This window comes from Microbacterium sp. Y356 (genome assembly GCF_059445355.1).
Genome location: NZ_JCAIUE010000004.1, coordinates 35644 through 51686 on the forward strand (window position 1 = coordinate 35644; position 16043 = coordinate 51686).

At 63.8% G+C, this 16043-nt stretch carries 20 protein-coding genes; 17 read left to right on the forward strand and 3 right to left on the reverse strand.

The window, feature by feature from the left end; translation table 11 throughout:
• Positions 1–101: 101 nt before the first annotated feature.
• Positions 102–728 carry an HAD family hydrolase gene (locus AC1C2Q_RS17370; protein ID WP_495451156.1) on the forward strand — a complete coding sequence of 209 codons (627 nt, stop codon included), beginning with the start codon at positions 102–104 and terminating at the stop codon, positions 726–728.
• A 106-nt stretch (positions 729–834) separates the two neighbouring features.
• Complete coding sequence (locus tag AC1C2Q_RS17375; RefSeq protein WP_495451157.1) at positions 835–1590, forward strand: class I SAM-dependent methyltransferase; 756 nt, start codon at positions 835–837, stop codon at positions 1588–1590.
• 81 nt (positions 1591–1671) lie between these two features.
• On the opposite strand, the gene AC1C2Q_RS17380 is transcribed toward AC1C2Q_RS17375, so the two are convergent.
• Together AC1C2Q_RS17380 and map are read right to left on the reverse strand one after the other, a co-directional pair.
• Entirely contained in the window at positions 1672–2265 is a 594-nt protein-coding gene (locus AC1C2Q_RS17380; protein WP_495451158.1) for a histidine phosphatase family protein, read from the reverse strand.
• A 39-nt stretch (positions 2266–2304) separates the two neighbouring features.
• Positions 2305–3087 (reverse strand): type I methionyl aminopeptidase, encoded by a 783-nt coding sequence (map, locus tag AC1C2Q_RS17385; RefSeq protein ID WP_495428718.1) that lies wholly within the window; start codon positions 3085–3087, stop codon positions 2305–2307.
• Positions 3088–3186: 99 nt separating this feature from the next.
• Between map and AC1C2Q_RS17390 the strand changes: the two genes are divergently transcribed.
• The 9 genes from AC1C2Q_RS17390 (at position 3187) to AC1C2Q_RS17430 (ending at position 10218) form a co-directional block, all read left to right on the forward strand.
• On the forward strand, positions 3187–3681 hold the full coding sequence (locus AC1C2Q_RS17390; RefSeq protein WP_495451159.1) for an MFS transporter permease: 495 nt from the start codon (positions 3187–3189) through the stop codon (positions 3679–3681).
• 164 nt (positions 3682–3845) lie between these two features.
• Entirely contained in the window at positions 3846–4193 is a 348-nt protein-coding gene (gene rplS / locus AC1C2Q_RS17395; RefSeq protein WP_495428720.1) for a 50S ribosomal protein L19, read from the forward strand.
• 137 nt (positions 4194–4330) lie between these two features.
• On the forward strand, positions 4331–5059 hold the full coding sequence (lepB, locus tag AC1C2Q_RS17400; RefSeq protein ID WP_495451160.1) for a signal peptidase I: 729 nt from the start codon (positions 4331–4333) through the stop codon (positions 5057–5059).
• The gene (gene rnhB / locus AC1C2Q_RS17405; RefSeq protein WP_495451161.1) at positions 5056–5715 is read left to right on the forward strand and encodes a ribonuclease HII; all 660 of its coding nucleotides are present in this window, start codon (positions 5056–5058) and stop codon (positions 5713–5715) included. The genes lepB and rnhB overlap by 4 nt, the downstream gene beginning before the upstream one ends.
• A 37-nt stretch (positions 5716–5752) precedes the next feature.
• The gene (locus tag AC1C2Q_RS17410; protein WP_495428723.1) at positions 5753–6079 is read left to right on the forward strand and encodes a DUF2469 family protein; all 327 of its coding nucleotides are present in this window, start codon (positions 5753–5755) and stop codon (positions 6077–6079) included.
• Positions 6080–6187: 108 nt separating this feature from the next.
• Positions 6188–6550 (forward strand): YraN family protein, encoded by a 363-nt coding sequence (locus AC1C2Q_RS17415; RefSeq protein ID WP_495428724.1) that lies wholly within the window; start codon positions 6188–6190, stop codon positions 6548–6550.
• Positions 6547–8076, forward strand: a complete 1530-nt coding sequence (locus AC1C2Q_RS17420) for a YifB family Mg chelatase-like AAA ATPase (RefSeq protein ID WP_495451162.1) — start codon at positions 6547–6549, stop codon at positions 8074–8076. The genes AC1C2Q_RS17415 and AC1C2Q_RS17420 overlap by 4 nt, the downstream gene beginning before the upstream one ends.
• Positions 8073–9233 carry a DNA-processing protein DprA gene (gene dprA / locus AC1C2Q_RS17425; protein ID WP_495428726.1) on the forward strand — a complete coding sequence of 387 codons (1161 nt, stop codon included), beginning with the start codon at positions 8073–8075 and terminating at the stop codon, positions 9231–9233. Before AC1C2Q_RS17420 ends, dprA begins: the two co-directional genes overlap by 4 nt.
• An 82-nt stretch (positions 9234–9315) precedes the next feature.
• Positions 9316–10218 (forward strand): tyrosine-type recombinase/integrase, encoded by a 903-nt coding sequence (locus AC1C2Q_RS17430; protein ID WP_495451163.1) that lies wholly within the window; start codon positions 9316–9318, stop codon positions 10216–10218.
• Here the strand turns inward: AC1C2Q_RS17430 and AC1C2Q_RS17435 are convergent.
• On the reverse strand, positions 10181–10735 hold the full coding sequence (locus AC1C2Q_RS17435) for a M23 family metallopeptidase (protein ID WP_495451164.1): 555 nt from the start codon (positions 10733–10735) through the stop codon (positions 10181–10183). The genes AC1C2Q_RS17430 and AC1C2Q_RS17435 overlap by 38 nt on opposite strands.
• Before the next feature lie 299 nt (positions 10736–11034).
• Between AC1C2Q_RS17435 and rpsB the strand changes: the two genes are divergently transcribed.
• From rpsB to AC1C2Q_RS17465, 6 genes are all read left to right on the forward strand, one after another.
• Positions 11035–12012 carry a 30S ribosomal protein S2 gene (gene rpsB, locus AC1C2Q_RS17440; protein WP_495451165.1) on the forward strand — a complete coding sequence of 326 codons (978 nt, stop codon included), beginning with the start codon at positions 11035–11037 and terminating at the stop codon, positions 12010–12012.
• Positions 12013–12053: 41 nt separating this feature from the next.
• Entirely contained in the window at positions 12054–12881 is an 828-nt protein-coding gene (tsf, locus tag AC1C2Q_RS17445; RefSeq protein WP_495428730.1) for a translation elongation factor Ts, read from the forward strand.
• A gap of 94 nt (positions 12882–12975) precedes the next feature.
• The gene (gene pyrH / locus AC1C2Q_RS17450) at positions 12976–13692 is read left to right on the forward strand and encodes a UMP kinase (RefSeq protein WP_495428731.1); all 717 of its coding nucleotides are present in this window, start codon (positions 12976–12978) and stop codon (positions 13690–13692) included.
• A gap of 68 nt (positions 13693–13760) precedes the next feature.
• Positions 13761–14315 (forward strand): ribosome recycling factor, encoded by a 555-nt coding sequence (gene frr / locus AC1C2Q_RS17455; RefSeq protein WP_495428732.1) that lies wholly within the window; start codon positions 13761–13763, stop codon positions 14313–14315.
• 5 nt (positions 14316–14320) lie between these two features.
• Positions 14321–15442 (forward strand): phosphatidate cytidylyltransferase, encoded by a 1122-nt coding sequence (locus AC1C2Q_RS17460; RefSeq protein WP_495428733.1) that lies wholly within the window; start codon positions 14321–14323, stop codon positions 15440–15442.
• Complete coding sequence (locus tag AC1C2Q_RS17465; RefSeq protein ID WP_495451166.1) at positions 15439–16029, forward strand: DivIVA domain-containing protein; 591 nt, start codon at positions 15439–15441, stop codon at positions 16027–16029. The genes AC1C2Q_RS17460 and AC1C2Q_RS17465 overlap by 4 nt, the downstream gene beginning before the upstream one ends.
• Positions 16030–16043 lie beyond the last annotated feature (14 nt).

Genomic DNA, 16043 nt, shown 5'->3' on the forward strand with positions numbered 1-16043 from the left:
GACATTCTCTGCGTGAGACACCATGCCTGGCGTGGTGTCTCACGCAGTTTTTGTACATCACGCGGGACGCGGGTGTCTGGGGCGTGGGATAGCGTCGAGGGATGCGAACGAAGATCGTGTGCTGGGACTGGAATGGCACCCTGTTGGACGACGTCGACATCTGCCGCGCGGTCATGAACCAGGTGCTGTCTGAGCGGGATCACTCGCAGTTCTTCGACAGGGAGAGCTACCGTCGCAGCTTTCGATTCCCGATCCGTGAGTTTTATGCGGATGCCGGGATCGCCGACGACGAGTTCGTGCCGGCGGCCGATCGCTACCTGTCTCTTCTTGAAGCAGCGATGGTCGGGGCTCAGCTGAGACCGGATGCGCGGATGACGCTCGCGGAGATTGCCCGCCGAGGTGTTCCGCAAATCCTCGCGTCAGCCACAGTGACCGATGCGCTGCAGCGGCAGTTGCATCCGCACGCGATCACCGACGTCTTCGATGAGGTGCTGAGCATTGCAGACGCGCACGCGGCATCAAAAGCCGAGGTCATCGCCGAATGGATCGGTCGGATCGGCGTCAATCCTCAAGAGGTGCTCCTGGTCGGAGACACCAACCACGACCGGGATATCGCGGAAGCGCTCGGGACACGGTTCGTGCACTGCGCGTTCGGACACCAGGATCTGTCCGGTGAGTCGGGACTGGAGACGATCGAGGCGTTGAGCGAGGTGCTGGCGCTGGTGTGAGCGGTCGGTGCCGCACGCGAGAATGGACTTCCCGCACGAGACAGGGGTGATAACGCCCATTCTCGTGCGGCAAACCCATTCTCGCGGCAGCTGTTAGCGTCGAGGCATGGTGGACCAGCAGCTCGCGCAGTCATTCGAGAACATCGGCGAGGACTACGACCGGTACCGACCGGGGTTTCCGGATGCCGCGGCCAAGGAGATCATTCCTACGCGAGTCACAAGCGTGCTCGACCTGGGCGCAGGGACAGGTAAGTTCACCGAACTGCTGCTGAGCCGTGCCGATCGAGTGTTCGCCGTCGAGCCGTCCGTCGCGATGCTCGACGTGCTGCGGGCGAAGCTGCCCGAGGTCGAGGCGATCGTCGGGGGAGCGGAACACATTCCGTTGCCCGAATCATCCGTCGACGCGGTGACAGTGGCCCAGGCGTTCCACTGGTTCGAGAGGGAAAAGGCCTGCGCTGAGATCGCGCGCGTACTTGTGCCAGGCGGCGTCCTTGGGCTGCTCTGGAATCGTGCGGATCGATCCTGTTCCTGGGATCTTGCCTGCTCGCGGATCGTGCATCCCGCCTACCGCAGCGACGATGACGAGCTCCCGCCCGAGGCCGAGGCGGAGGCCGAACCTGACGAACTACCGGGCTTCGCGTTCTCACATCATGCCGAGATCGCGTGGTCGGAGCGCGTCACTCGCAGCGACTACATCGCCCGATGGCTGACGGTCAGCAGCTTCCTGGTCGCCGACGGGCCGACACACGCCGCGATGCTGCGTGCGGTCGAACAGGTGCTCGACACAGACCCTGCGACCGCCGCACAGGACGAGTTCGAACTCCCTATGATCACGGAGGTCTTCGTCTACCGCGCCGACTGACCGCGAGGATGGGTCTGCTGCATGAGACAGGGGCGGGCGCATCCATTCTCATCCAGCAAGTCCATTCTCGACGAGCGCGAGCTACACCATGCGCTCCACGCGACCGTGGATATCGAAGACAGCGCCGAGCGGATGCCGCAGTGCGAGCGCCTCGGAAGGCTTCAAGCAGCGCAACTCGGCGCGCAGCATCCGACCGATCATCTCGTGAGTCACGATTAGAGCCAGCCCGCGTGCCTCCCAACCGCAGGACGACAGAGCTGCGCGTGCTCTGCCGCGTGCCTGTGCGTAGCTTTCCCCGCCGGGGAAAGCCCAACCGTAGCGGTTCTCTGCGCGCGCCTCGCGCGCACCAGGAAATGCTTCCTCGATCTCACCCCTCGACATCCCAGCCATCTCGCCGAGATCCAGCTCGGTCAGCTGCGGAACCTCGACGAGCTCAGCACCGAGGCGATCGGCGATGATGACCGAGGTCCGCAGCGCACGGCCCAATGGACTGGAGAAGACCGTCTGAACTCCGAACGGCGCGAGTCGATCACCGATTGCCGACGCCTGTGCGATGCCCTCCGCGGTCAGCGCGGAATCCAGCTGTCCGTGCAGTCGTCCCGCGACGTTCCACGCCGCTTGAGTATGACGCGCCAGCAATACTCGCTCTGGCACGTGACGATCCTGCGGCATCATGCACTCAGAATGGCATAACCGAGCGCAGAAGCAGAGAGGCTACTTCACCCCGAGGAAGGAACGGTCGGTGAGCACGATGGGGCCGTCCGCGGTGATCGCGACGGTGTGCTCTGAGTGCGCTCCGCGAGAACCGTCGGCGCTGCGAAGTGTCCAGCCGTCCGCGTCGGTCATAAGCTCGTCGGTCGTCGCGAGGAACCACGGCTCCAACGCCAGGACGAGACCGTCGCGCAGCGGGAAACCACGGCCAGGGCGTCCGTCATTCGCCACGTGCGGGTCGCCGTGCATGGTGCGGCCGACGCCGTGTCCGCCGAAGTCGGTGTTGATCGAGTAGCCCTCGCCGTGTGCGATCGCGGCGACGGCGGCGGAGATGTCACCGATGCGGTTGCCCACGGTGGCTGTCGCGATCGCGGCATCCAGAGCGCGTTCGGTCGTGTCGATCAGGCGCAGATCTTCTTCGCGCGGGGTCCCGACGATGAAAGACACAGCAGAGTCGGCCACCCAGCCGTCGACCGAGACCGCAAAGTCGAGCGACACCAGGTCGCCATCGCGGAGCGTGTAGTCATGGGGGAGGCCGTGCAGCACCGCGTCGTTGATCGAGGTGCAGATGACCTTGCCGAAAGGGCCGTTGCCGAACGAGGGCGCATAGTCGATGTAGCAAGACTCCGCGCCCGCCTTGCGGATCAGATCATGCGCCTTGCGGTCGATCGTGAGCAGGTTCGTGCCGACCTTGGTCTCATCGCGCAGTGTCGCCAGAGTCTCGGCAACGAATCGCCCTGCCGCTCGCATCTCGTCGATCTCGGCAGGTGTGCGCAATTCGATCATGGGTGTTCCTCTCGTCTTCTCTATTCTCTCCGATGCTGGCTGAGGTTGCTCACAGCGAACATCCCCCATGCGCATAGGCGAGCGTCATACGATCAGCACATGTGGTTGCGACGAGCGTTCTATCGCTGGCTCTTTCCGGCGTCTGTTGTGTTGCCGCTGTGGCTTCTGGTCGGTTGGGGCATCTTCAACGCGGGCGGCTGGGCATTTCTCTGGGTGCTCTTCATCGCGATCCCGTCTGTCTTCATCGGGCAATTAGTGCTCACGCTGCTCGTGCGCGCGCGCCCATCGGCGCGAGAAACTGGCATGGTCTCGTGGTGGGACGTGCTGGGCTTCGGCGTGTGGCATGCGCTCACCATCGCGGTCGGCTTTTACCCGCAGGCCTGGTTCCCGCTACTGCTGACCGGCGCGATCGCTGTTGCCCTCGCGTTGTTCTGGCTCATGCTGGCGCAACTCTGGAATGAGGCAAGGGGTGTTGGTCGCGGCATCCGGATCACCACATCACTGCAGGCGGATGCCGAGCCGGAAGCGCCGCGTCAGGCCCAGGCAGACAAAGAGGTGTTCATCATCCGGGAGAAGCCTGCTTCGAACGGCTGAGCCGGTTTTGTGCACCGCCCGTTCCATGGCAGAATAGATCTTTGTGCCGTGACCGACTCTGCCTCAGGGGAGTCCGCGGTTGCCTCAAGCGCCGTTCAGCACACACCTACGTATTCCTTCCATCCCATGCATCCGACCTGTGGCGAGTGCAGAGAGAGACGATCATGCAGATCCTGGACGCCGTCGACGCGGCTTCGCTTCGTTCCGACATTCCCGATTTCCGCCCCGGCGACACCGTCAAGGTGCACGTCAACATTACCGAGGGCACTCGCTCTCGTGTCCAGGTCTTCCAGGGCATCGTCATCGGCCGCCAGGGCGATAGTGTCCGCGAGACCTTCACGGTCCGCAAGATCAGCTTCCAGGTGGGCGTCGAGCGTACCTTCCCGGTGCACAGCCCGGTGATCGACCACATCGAGGTCGTCACCCGCGGTGACGTGCGTCGCGCGAAGCTCTACTACCTGCGCGAACTGCGTGGCAAGAAGGCCAAGATCAAGGAGAAGCGCGACCACTGATCGCCGCTTTTTTCTGAAGTATGTTTTTCTGAAGCACCCCGGGACACAGCGTCCCGGGGTGCTTTGTTTCATCTGGAGTGTGCGAACCTAGAACGAGCCGTCAGTTCGCGGTGCGAAGAACCCCGTGAAGGAATGCGATGACGACTGAATCCGCCCGCGATGTCCCCCAGAAGAGGCGCCGCGGATTCTGGATCTTCCTGCGCGACGTGCTGGTGATCATCGTTATCGCCGCGCTCGTGTCGTTCTTGGTGAAGAGCTTCGTCGTGCGGTCCTTCTATATTCCGTCGGCCTCGATGGAGCGCACCCTTCTTGTGAACGACCGCATTCTGGTGGATGAGCTGACGCCCCGCTGGACCGGTTATGAGCGTGGCGACGTGGTCGTGTTCGAAGATCCGGGTGGGTGGTTGCCAGTTCAGGTGCAGAAGCCTGCGGGCCCTCCGCTTTTGGAGGCGTTCGATTCGGTGCTCATCATGATCGGACTCTCCACATCTGACAGCGAGGATCATCTCGTCAAGCGCATCATCGGTACTTCCGGTGATCATGTCGTGTGTTGCAACGCGCTCGGGCAGATCGAGATCAACGGTGCACCGATCAACGAACTCTCATACTTGAACCTGCCTGAGGGCGACACCGCGGCCTCGAACGAGCCTTTCGATGTCACCGTTCCCGCCGACGCGCTCTGGGTGCTCGGCGACAACCGTGACCGTTCGCAGGATGCGAGAGCTCATCAAGATCTCCCCAGCGGGGGCTTCGTGCCGCTCGAGAATGTCGTCGGCAAAGCCTTCCTGACGACATGGCCGCTCTCTCGCATCGGGACAATCGACGGCCATCACGACATTTTCAACGGCGTTCCGGACCCAGAATGACGGTTATCGCGCCCACACTCACGCTGGAGCGCAAGCTTCTGGCTGAGTACGACCTGATCATCTCGCTGGATGAGGTCGGACGTGGCGCGTTGGCAGGGCCAGTGGCGGTCGGTGCTGCGGTGATGGATGCCGCTGGATCTCGCCGGCGCGTGCCTGAGGGACTGCGGGACTCGAAACTGGTCACCGAGAAGCGCCGCCCAGACGTCGCGGCGCGCGCGGCTGCGTGGATACAGGCATCCGGGGTCGGCTGGGCGAGCGCTGCTGAGGTCGATGAGGGTGGAATCATGCGCGCGCTGGGGCTGGCGGCATCCCGTGCGATCGATGCTGTCCTCGCGCAGGGAGCGACATTGGAGGGCACGCTTGTGATCCTCGATGGCAATCACGACTACGTGTCACGCGTGCATCCCGCTCCGCTTCAGGTGCGCTCGGTCATCAAGGGAGACCGGGACTGTGCCTCAGTTTCTGTGGCCTCCGTCATCGCCAAGGTCGCCCGCGACACGCACATGGCGGAGCTTCATCCGCAGTATCCGGCCTATCAGTGGGATCGAAACAAGGGGTACGCGAGCCTCGAGCACCGGACAGCGATCCGCGAGCAGGGATTGTCTGCTTTTCACCGTTCATCGTGGGCGATCACGGACGCCCCGACGCTGTTCTGAACTCGGAACCATTTTGAACTCGTAGGATGGAGTCATCATGGATGAAGAGGCCTTCGACGATTACGACCGCGAACTCGAACTCGCGCTGTTCCGCGAGTATCGCGATGTCGTACGGCAGTTTCAATATGTCGTGGAGACGGAGCGTCGGTTCTATCTCGCGAACGAGGTAAACGTCGTCCGCCGCGACACCGAGCACGACTTCTATTTCGAGATATCGATGAGTGACGTATGGGTGTGGGACATCTATCGTGCCGATCGCTTCGTGAAGACCGTGCGTGTGCTGACGTTCAAGGACGTCAACGTCGAGGAACTGCAGCGTCATGAGTTCGAACTTCCGGAGGATTTGTCGCTCGACGGCAAGTAACTTCTTCCCAACGACTAGTTATCCCCAATAGGGGGATTCGGTCGTCCGCTGCACCAATCGCGTGATTTCCGCGAAGCGTGTGTGTCGACAGTCGAGAATGCTGTCTACATGGCAGCGAAAGACGATCTCGGACGTGCAGGTGAAGACCGCGCCGCGCAGCATCTGACAGAGCGCGGATATCAGATTCTCGACCGCAACTGGCGATGCTCGCAGGGCGAGATCGACATCATCGCCGAGCGCGAAGGCACGCTCTGCATCGTCGAGGTGAAGACGCGGCGCAGCCTCGATTTCGGGCATCCTTTTGACGCCGTCGACGAGCGCAAGAGGGAGCGGCTCTGGCGACTCGGATATGCGTGGTGCAGAGCACACACAGAGCTGGCAAAGAATCGGATGCTCCGCGTTGATGTGATCGGCGTCATCGGAGCCGATCCGGCCGACGGCACCCTCGAGCACCTGGTCGATCTGCGATGAGGACCGCACGCACCTGGGCTGTCGCCTTGACCGGCGTAGATGGGCACCTGGTCGAGATCGAAGCGGACGTGTCCAATCAGACACCTGGATTCAAGATCGTCGGGCTGCCAGACAAGTCGTTGGGTGAGGCAGCACAGCGCGTGCACAACGCCGTCACGAACGCAGATCTCAAACTGACTCGCAGGCGACTCACCGTCAACCTGTCGCCGGCGAGCCTGCCCAAGCATGGCAGCGGGTTCGATCTCGGTATCGCGATTTCGGCAGTAGCGACCGGGGGCGTGCTCGATGCTGCCTCGATCTCGCGGACTGTGCACATCGGCGAGCTCGGGCTTGATGGTCGCGTTCGGCCGGTACCAGGGGTGCTTCCGGCCGTGTTCGCTGCGTCGCGGGCGGGTTTCGAGAACGTCATTGTTCCCCACGCGAACGCGGACGAGGCGCGGCTGGTGCCGGGGATGCACGTGCGTGCTGCCACCACTCTCGCCGAGGTCGCCATGTGGCACGGCGCTGATATCGCAGTCGCTGAAGTCGAACCGGTCGCGGGCACGGCACCGCCAGCGTCGGAGGAGGATCTGCTGGATCTTGCCGACGTGGTTGGCCAAGAGGAAGCAGTAGAGGCACTGATCGTCGCGGCAGCTGGTGGACACCACATTCTCATGAGTGGGCCACCGGGAGCCGGAAAGACGATGCTGGCACGACGGCTGCCCGGAATCCTTCCGCCGTTGACAGACGAAGCAGCGCTCGAGGTCGCCGCGATCCGCTCGCTGTCCGGAGCAGCAGTCAACCTGCTGGACGATCTGCCTCCGTTGGAGGCGCCCCACCACAGCGCGTCTGTGGCGGCGCTGGTGGGCGGAGGCTCGCGGGCTGCGCGTCCTGGCGCGATCGTTCGGGCGCACAGAGGAATTCTCTTTCTCGACGAGGCCGCCGAATTTTCACGTGTGGCTCTCGACGCTCTGCGCCAGCCGCTGGAATCCGGGAGTATCGAGATCATTCGGGCGGGCTTTCAGGTGCGGTTTCCGGCCCAGTTTCAGCTGGCGCTCGCGACAAATCCTTGTCCTTGCGGCAATTACGGAGTGCGTGGCGCGGAGTGCATCTGTCCACCGATCGCGATTCGGCGCTACTCCTCGCGAATTTCAGGACCGCTGAGGGATCGGATCGACATCGATCTGCAGGTCGTGAGGGTCTCGGCGTCTCGGGCCACGTCGGTTGAACGCTCGTCGGTGACGACGAGGGACGCCAGGGAACGAGTGCTGGCGGCCAGAGAACGAGCCGCTGAACGCTGGATGGACACACCGTGGCGCACGAATGCCGAAGTCTCCGGTGCCTGGCTACGACAGGGCGACCTGCGGCTGCCGCTCGAGGTGCGTGCACCGCTTGACCGTGCGCTCGAGCGCGGCCAACTCACGCTGCGGGGCTATGACCGAGTGCTTCGACTGGCGTGGACCGCAGCCGATCTCGCAGATGTGGCAACACCGGGGCGCGACGAACTGGGGCGGGCGCTGTTTCTGAAGAGAGGACTGATCGCATGATGGATCTGCTGCTCGGCGACGCCGCGATGCGCACTGCGGCTGAAGAGGCTCGACCGGATGATGACCCGGCAGAGACTTTGGCCCGCGTTGCCTGGGGGATTGTCGCTGAACCAGGCGACGGGGTGGCTGGCGCGATGATCGCGCAGTTCGGGGCAGCGGAGGCCCTACGGTGCGGACTGTCGGACTCCGCGTTTGAGCTGTCGGAGCGTGCAGTCGATGAAGCGCGGCGGCGATGGTCGCCGCGGGCGCAGCCACGCGCTGTCGAGGAGGCGTTGCGCAGTGCGAGCGAGGTGGGGGCACAGCTTTTGCTTCCGGGCGATGCAGCGTGGCCCAGTGGACTCGATGACCTCGGCGACCACGCGCCATCACTGTTGTGGGTGCGCGGTGACGCAGGACAGTTGACGACGCGGGAACGTGTCTCGATGGTGGGTGCGCGGGCCGCGACCGCCTACGGGGAGTCGGTCGCGGCGGAGTTCGCCGGTGATCTGGCAGCGGCCGGTACGCTGATCGTTTCTGGCGGCGCCTACGGGATTGACGGAGCCGCGCACCGTGCGGCCCTAGGCGTCGGTGGCGGAACGGTCGCGTTCCTTGCGGGCGGTGTCGATCGCGCATACCCCGCCGGCCATCAACAGCTGTTCGAACGCATCCAGGCATCGGGAGCCGTGGTGAGCGAGCTGCCCTGCGGCGCCGCGCCAACGAAATGGCGTTTCCTCAGCCGCAACCGGTTGATCGCGGCCCTGGGCATGGCGACGGTCGTCGTCGAGGCCGGGTGGCGCAGCGGTTCGCTGAATACTGCGGGGCATGCCGCCGCGCTCGGACGCCCGTTGGGCGCCGTTCCGGGGCCGGTTACTTCTGCCGCGTCGGCCGGTTGCCACAGGCTAATGCGAGAGTACGACGCCCGGTGCATCACCAGCGCCGTGGAGGTGCGGGAGATGCTCGGCTTCGATATCGGCCCCGGCCCGTCCAGCGAAGCTCGAACAGATCCTGACCAGCTGCGACTGCTCGACGCCATGAGTTCGCGCACCGCGCGATCGACCGCTGAGATCGCGCGGATCTCTGGCCTGTCCGAAGAGCGGGTCCGGGCGCTGCTCGGATTGCTCTCGCTGGATGCGCAGGTCCAACAGCACGAGTCCGGCTGGCGACTCGGAGCGCGCTGATCAGATCAGTCGTACCCGCGTTGCGCGCGATCCGCGGCGAGGCACGGTCCTCAGCGAGACTGGGCACGGCATGCTGGAGTGCATGGAGCTGAGCGCCGCAGCGCACGCATTCACGACGCACCTCACTCAGGTGCGTCGGCTGTCTCCGGCGACGGTTCGCGCCTACCGCTCTGACCTTCGCGACCTCTCGGATGCCGTCGGGGGAGCGAACCTGAGCGATGTTGACTTGGAAAGCTTGCGGGACTGGCTGTGGCGGGCGACCCAGCGGGGCGATGCGAGGTCTACCCTGGCACGCCGGGCGGCGGCTGCGCGTTCGTTCTTCGCGTGGGCGAAGGATGAAGAGCTGATCAACATCGACCCGAGCCTGCGGCTGATCGCTCCCAAGCGCGGCCGCACGCTGCCGGCGGTCGCCTCGAAGGAGGGGATGCGCTTGTTGCTTGACACGCGCCGTGAGATTGCGGCCGATGGTGACTGTATCCATCTCAGGGACCATGCGATTCTCGAGTTGCTCTATGGTTCAGGCATACGCGTCTCAGAGCTCTGCGGCATCGACGTCGATGACCTTGATCTGGATCGGGCGACCGTGCGCGTGCTGGGAAAAGGATCGAAGGAACGCGTGGTGCCGTTCGGCATTCCAGCCCGCAATGCGGTGAGTGCCTATCTCACCCGCGGGCGCCCGGTACTAATGGCGCGTGCGGTGAAGGCGTCGCCAGCGCTGCTGCTCGGTGCGCGAGGTGGTCGCCTCGGACCTCGGGCGGTGTACACACTTGTCGCTGCCGCGCTCGGACCGATCATCGGCGCGGACGCCGTCGGACCGCACGCACTGCGCCATTCGGCCGCCACGCATCTGCTCGATGGAGGAGCAGACCTGCGCGCGGTGCAAGAGATCCTCGGCCACGCGAGCTTGGGAACGACGCAGATCTACACGCACGTCTCATCTGAGCGTCTCACAGCGACCTACCGACTGGCCCACCCGCGCGCATAACGGTGTTCGCCGCGCAGCAGGGCAGCAGAATGGCGCGCGGAACGTCACCAAACATCAGCATCGGATTGACGTAGACGCCGTTCAACCGGACGCCCAGATGCAGTTGGTCGGCGGGAGAATGTCCGCCGCTTGCGACGGTGCCGATCTCCTCGCCGGCTGAAACCACTGTCCCAGGGGAGAGCGTCGATTCCATCGGCTCGAAGGTCGTCACCAGCCCGCCGCCGTGATCGATTGTGATCAGTGGCCGGTCGACCACAGTGCCGCGGAATGCCACGACGCCATCGGCCGGAGCATGAACGACGTTGCCGATCGGCGCCGCCAGGTCGATGCCGCGATGGCCTGGCCCGTAGTCATGCGCTGGCGCCTGAAACGGCGTGATCACCTGGCGAACGCCACCCACCGGCCACTGCCACGGTTGTCCCGGCGACGGGGGCCGTGCCGCGGCGGGGAGCACGACGAGCAGCGCGGCCATCAGCATGACCGCGCCCCACCTTCTGCCAGCGCTCGCTATACGCATTTGAACATCGTCGCTGTTCTCGTCTGTGCGCATGAGGCCAAGACCCGTTTTCCGTGGAGAACACGCGCAGATGCCATCGCAGTGCAGAACCTGTGGAGGGGTGTCGATCCTGTACACTGGAGGTCGCACCTCGATCTCGGGGTGACTACGCGTGCCCAAAGCGACTTCGGTCGCGGCATCCACTCCCTTAGGTCCTGTTCGCAAGAATGGGTGGGCGTGTGCCGGGCACCAGGAGTGCCGATCACCAGATCGGCGAAACAACCTCAACGGCGCGACAGCGCCAGAACCAGGAGACGACCATGGCTGTGGTCACCATCCGCCAGCTGCTCGACAGCGGCGTGCACTTCGGACACCAGACCCGTCGGTGGAACCCGAAGGTCAAGCGCTTCATCCTTACTGAGCGCAGCGGCATCCACATCATCGACCTTCAGCAGTCGCTGGGGTACATCGACAGCGCCTACGACTTCGTCAAGGAGACGGTTGCCCACGGCGGCACCATCCTCTTCGTCGGCACCAAGAAGCAGGCGCAGGAAGTTCTCGCAGAGCAGGCAACCCGTGTGGGCCAGCCGTTCGTGAACCAGCGCTGGCTCGGTGGCCTCCTCACCAACTTCCAGACGATCTCCAAGCGTCTTGCACGCATGAAGGAGCTCGAGGAGCTCGACTACGAGACTCCCGCGAACAGCGGCTTCACCAAGAAGGAGCTCCTGCTCAAGAAGCGCGAGCTCGACAAGCTGCACAAGTCGCTCGGTGGTATCCGCAACCTGACCAAGACGCCTTCGGCTCTCTGGGTCATCGACGCCAAGCGTGAGCACCTCGCCATCGACGAGGCCAAGAAGCTCGGCATCCCCGTGATCGGCATCCTCGACACGAACGCCGACCCGGATGACTTCCAGTACCCGATTCCCGGCAACGACGACGCGATCCGCTCCGTCTCGCTGCTGACTCGCATCATCGCTGACGCTGCGGCCGAGGGCCTGCAGGAGAAGCACAACCCCGAGTCGGGTGCCGCTGAGCCGCTGGCTGAGTGGGAGCAGGAGCTTCTCGTTGCTCCGGCCGAGGATGCTGAAGCTCCGGCTGAGGCTGCTGCTGAGGCGACCGAAGTCGTCGAGGCTCCCGTTGAGGTTGAGGTTGAGGCTGCTGCTGAGGTCGTCGAGGCTCCGGCCGAAGCGGCTGAGGTCGTCGAGGCTCCTGTTGCTGAGGCAACCGAGGTCGTCGAGGCACCCGCCGCTGAGGCGACCGAGGTCGTCGAGGCTGCTGACGCCGCCGACGCCAAGTAATTCCGCGTACACACACATCACGAAGCAAGGAGCCACCACACATGGCCAACTTCACCATTGCTGACATCAAGGCACTGCGCGAGCAGCTCGGCACCGGAATGGTCGACACCAAGAAGGCGCTCGAAGAAGCCGAAGGAGACCGCGAGAAGGCGGTTGAACTCCTTCGTCTGAAGGGTGCGAAGGGCAACGCTAAGCGCGCTGACCGTTCCACCAGCGAAGGCCTCGTCGTCGCTCGCGAGCAGGCTGGCAGCGTCACGCTGATCGAGCTCGCCTGCGAGACCGATTTTGTCGCGAAGAACGAGCGCTTCATCGCGCTGGCAGACAAGGTCGCTGACGCCGTTGCCGCCGCAAAGGCGAACACGGTCGAAGATGGCCTCGCAGCTGTTGCAGGTAACCAGACCGTTGGGGAGCTGATCTCGGACGAGGCAGCCATCATCGGTGAGAAGGTCGAACTGCGTCAGGTCCGCACCGTTTCGGGCGACGCAGTCGAGGTCTACCTGCACCGCACCAGCAAGGATCTGCCCCCGCAGATCGGTGTCGTCGTCGCCTACACGGGTGATGACGCCGAGACTGCTCGCAGCATCGCGCAGCACATCTCGTTCGCTAACCCGACCTTCCTCGCCCGCGAGGATGTTCCGGTCGATGCGGTCGAGAAGGAGCGTGAGATCGTCACAGAGATCTCCCGCAACGAGGGCAAGCCTGAGGCTGCCCTGCCGAAGATCGTCGAAGGCCGCGTTTCTGCGTTCATCAAGCAGGTTGCCCTGCTCGAGCAGGACTACGCCAAGGACAACAAACTCTCTGTCGCCCAGGTCGCGAAGGACGCCGGTATCACCGTGACGGACTTCGCGCGCTTCAAGGTCGGCGCGTAGCAGTTGCACAGGGGTTCGGATCCACAAGGGTCCGAACCCCTTCTTCATGCCCAAAAGGCACTATCTTGAATCGGGACGAGAGGACATCACACCCATGACTGAACGCACTGGACGCCGCCGCGTCCTTCTCAAGCTTTCCGGGGAAGCCTTCGGAGGCGGGCAGGTCGGAGTGAATCCGGATGTCGTGAGCCAGATCGCCCGTGAAATCGCAGCTGCGGTCGATCAGGTCGAGATCGCCATCGTCGTCGGCGGTGGCAATTTCTTCCGCGGTGCGGAACTGAGCCAGCGAGGCATGGACCGCGGTCGTGCCGACTACATGGGCATGCTCGGCACCGTCATGAACGCACTCGCGTTGCAGGACTTCCTCGAGCAGGCGGGTGCACCGACACGTGTGCAGTCCGCCATCTCGATGACGCAGGTTGCCGAGCCGTACATTCCGCTGCGTGCCGAGCGCCACATGGAGAAGGGCCGCGTCGTTGTCTTCGGGGCTGGCGCGGGGCTGCCGTACTTCTCGACCGACACGGTTGCCGCACAGCGCGCGCTGGAGATTGGCGCACACGAGGTGCTGGTTGCGAAGAACGGGGTTGACGCGATCTATACCGCTGACCCCAAAACAGACTCGACGGCGACACGCATCGAGAAGGTCACCTACCGCGACGCGCTGCAGCGTGGTCTCAAGGTCGTCGACTCCACCGCGTTCAGCCTCTGCATGGACAACAGCATGGACATGCGCGTCTTCGGCATGGAACCGGCCGGCAATGTTACGCGGGCGCTGCTCGGTGAACCGATCGGAACACTCGTCACTGCCTGAGCGCGGTGCCAGGAGCAGGCCACGCACCTAGATAGAATTGCAAACACGCCCCGACGATAGGAGTCACCGTGATCGCGGATGTCCTCACTGAAACCACCTCGCGCATGACGCGTGCCGTCGAAGCTGCCAAGGAGGACTTCGCCACCGTCCGCACTGGCCGCGCGAACCCGCAGCTTTTCCAGAAGGTGATGGTCGATTATTACGGTTCGCCCACGCCGCTGGCTCAGCTTGCCTCGCTGGCGAACCCCGAGGCACGCTCGATCATTGTCACGCCCTACGACAAGACGGCGCTGAAGGCCATCGAGCAGGCGATTCGCGACATGCCCAACCTCGGGGCCAACCCAACCAACGACGGCAACATCATTCGCGTGACGATGCCAGAGCTGACCGAAGAGCGTCGCAAAGAATATGTGAAGATCGTCCGCACCAAGGGCGAAGATGCGAAGGTGCATCTGCGTGGCATCCGTCGCAAGTCGAAGGACGAGCTCGACGCACTCAAGAGCGACGTCGGCGAAGATGAGATCGCTCGTGGTGAGAAAGAACTTGACGCACTCACCCGTCAGCACGTCGATCAGATCGACGACGCACTCAAGCGCAAAGAGACTGAGCTTCTCGAGGTGTAATCAGGATGAGCGATGCAACTGGAGACGTCGATGAGGGACGCCCGCTGAAGCGGCGCGAAGCCCGTGACGAGGCGACCCCGGACGCAGGAATCCCAGATGACCTCGCTCTCATTGACGGACAGGTGATCCCGCCGCGCCCGCCGCTGCCGCTCGCAGGACACGCCGATCTCACCACGGACGCCGCAGCGCTGGTTCGTGAGCAGCTTCGTCAGGCCAGAGGCGAGTTCGAGACGCACGTCAACCAAGCACGCGAGCACCTCGATCAGGCAAACGAGCGGATAAAGGCCCGCACTGGGCGGGACCTCATCCTCGCGATCCTTGTCGGGCTGGCGTTCGGCGCGGTCATGCTCGGCTCGCTCATGTTCATCAAGGAACTGTTCGTTCCAATCGCCCTGGCGATCGCAGTGCTCGGCATCTTCGAACTGACGCGCGCGCTGAAAGCGGCAGGTCGTCGCATTGATATCGTTCCGCAGGTCATCGCGGGTGTCGCTCTGGTGCTCGCCGGTTACTTCGCACCGGCCTGGCTGAGTTGGGTCACGCTGCTGTTCGCTGTTGCCTTCGTGATCGTCTGGCGTCTGCTGGCTCAGATGATCGCGAAAGACGGTCGCACCTACGGCGATGTATTGACAGATGCCGTGGTGGGCGGTTTCGTACAGGTGTACGTGCCCTTCCTAGCCAGTGTGGCGCTGATGTTGCTCGTGCAAGAGGGCGGGCAGTGGTGGGTGCTCAGTTTCATCGGCATCGCCGTCGCAGCCGACACTGGTGCCTATGCTGCTGGCGTGGCGTTCGGTAAGCATCCAATGGCCCCACGTATCAGCCCGAAGAAGACCTGGGAAGGCTTCGCCGGAGCGGTCGTAGCAGCAATTGCCGCAGGAGTTCTTCTTGCGATCTTCCTGCTGGAAATGCAGTGGTGGGCCGGTGTGATCTTCGGTGTCGCCATTCTGCTGTCGGCCACTCTGGGCGATCTCGGCGAGTCGATGATCAAGCGCGACATCGGCATCAAGGACATGAGCTCCTGGCTGCCTGGTCATGGGGGTCTGCTGGATCGACTGGACAGCATCCTGCCCTCTACGGTCCCTGCCCTCAGCCTCTATTTCCTCCTTTCACCCTGGGCGGTGCTCTCATGATTGCGGATACGGTAAACGATGTGACTGAGATCGAACACGATGAGACGCAGCCTGCGTTCCGCGTGACCAGCGGGCGCGAACGTGGCTATCACCGCGCCGCGGTGGACACCTTCCTTGCGGCCGCTCGTGAAAGCTTCGAGCGTGGTCTCGATGAGCTCACCGCCACCGATGTGCGTGTCGCATCCTTCCCCCTGGTCAAAGGCGGATACGTCGTCAGCGAAGTGGATGCGGCGCTGGGACGAGTCGAAGACGCTTTCGCCGCCCGGCAGCGTGAACGCGTCGTACGCGAGGCTGGCGTCGAAGCGTGGGTCGTGCAGGCACGCTCCGAGGCACAAGTTATCCTCGACCATCTTGCTCGCGGACGACGACGCAAGTTCGCTCGCACCGGCATTCTCTCCTTCGGATACCGCGTAGATGAGGTCGACCATGTCGCTCAGAGAGTCGTGCGGTACCTGCGCGATGGCGACGCCCTTTCGGTCGAGCAGCTGCGTTCGGCGGCGTTTCGGATGCAGCGGCGAGGCTACCGCGAGGAGCAGGTCGACGCGCTTCTGGATGCGACGATCGATGTGATCCTCGCTGTTCGCTGAGCCTTCTCATGGTG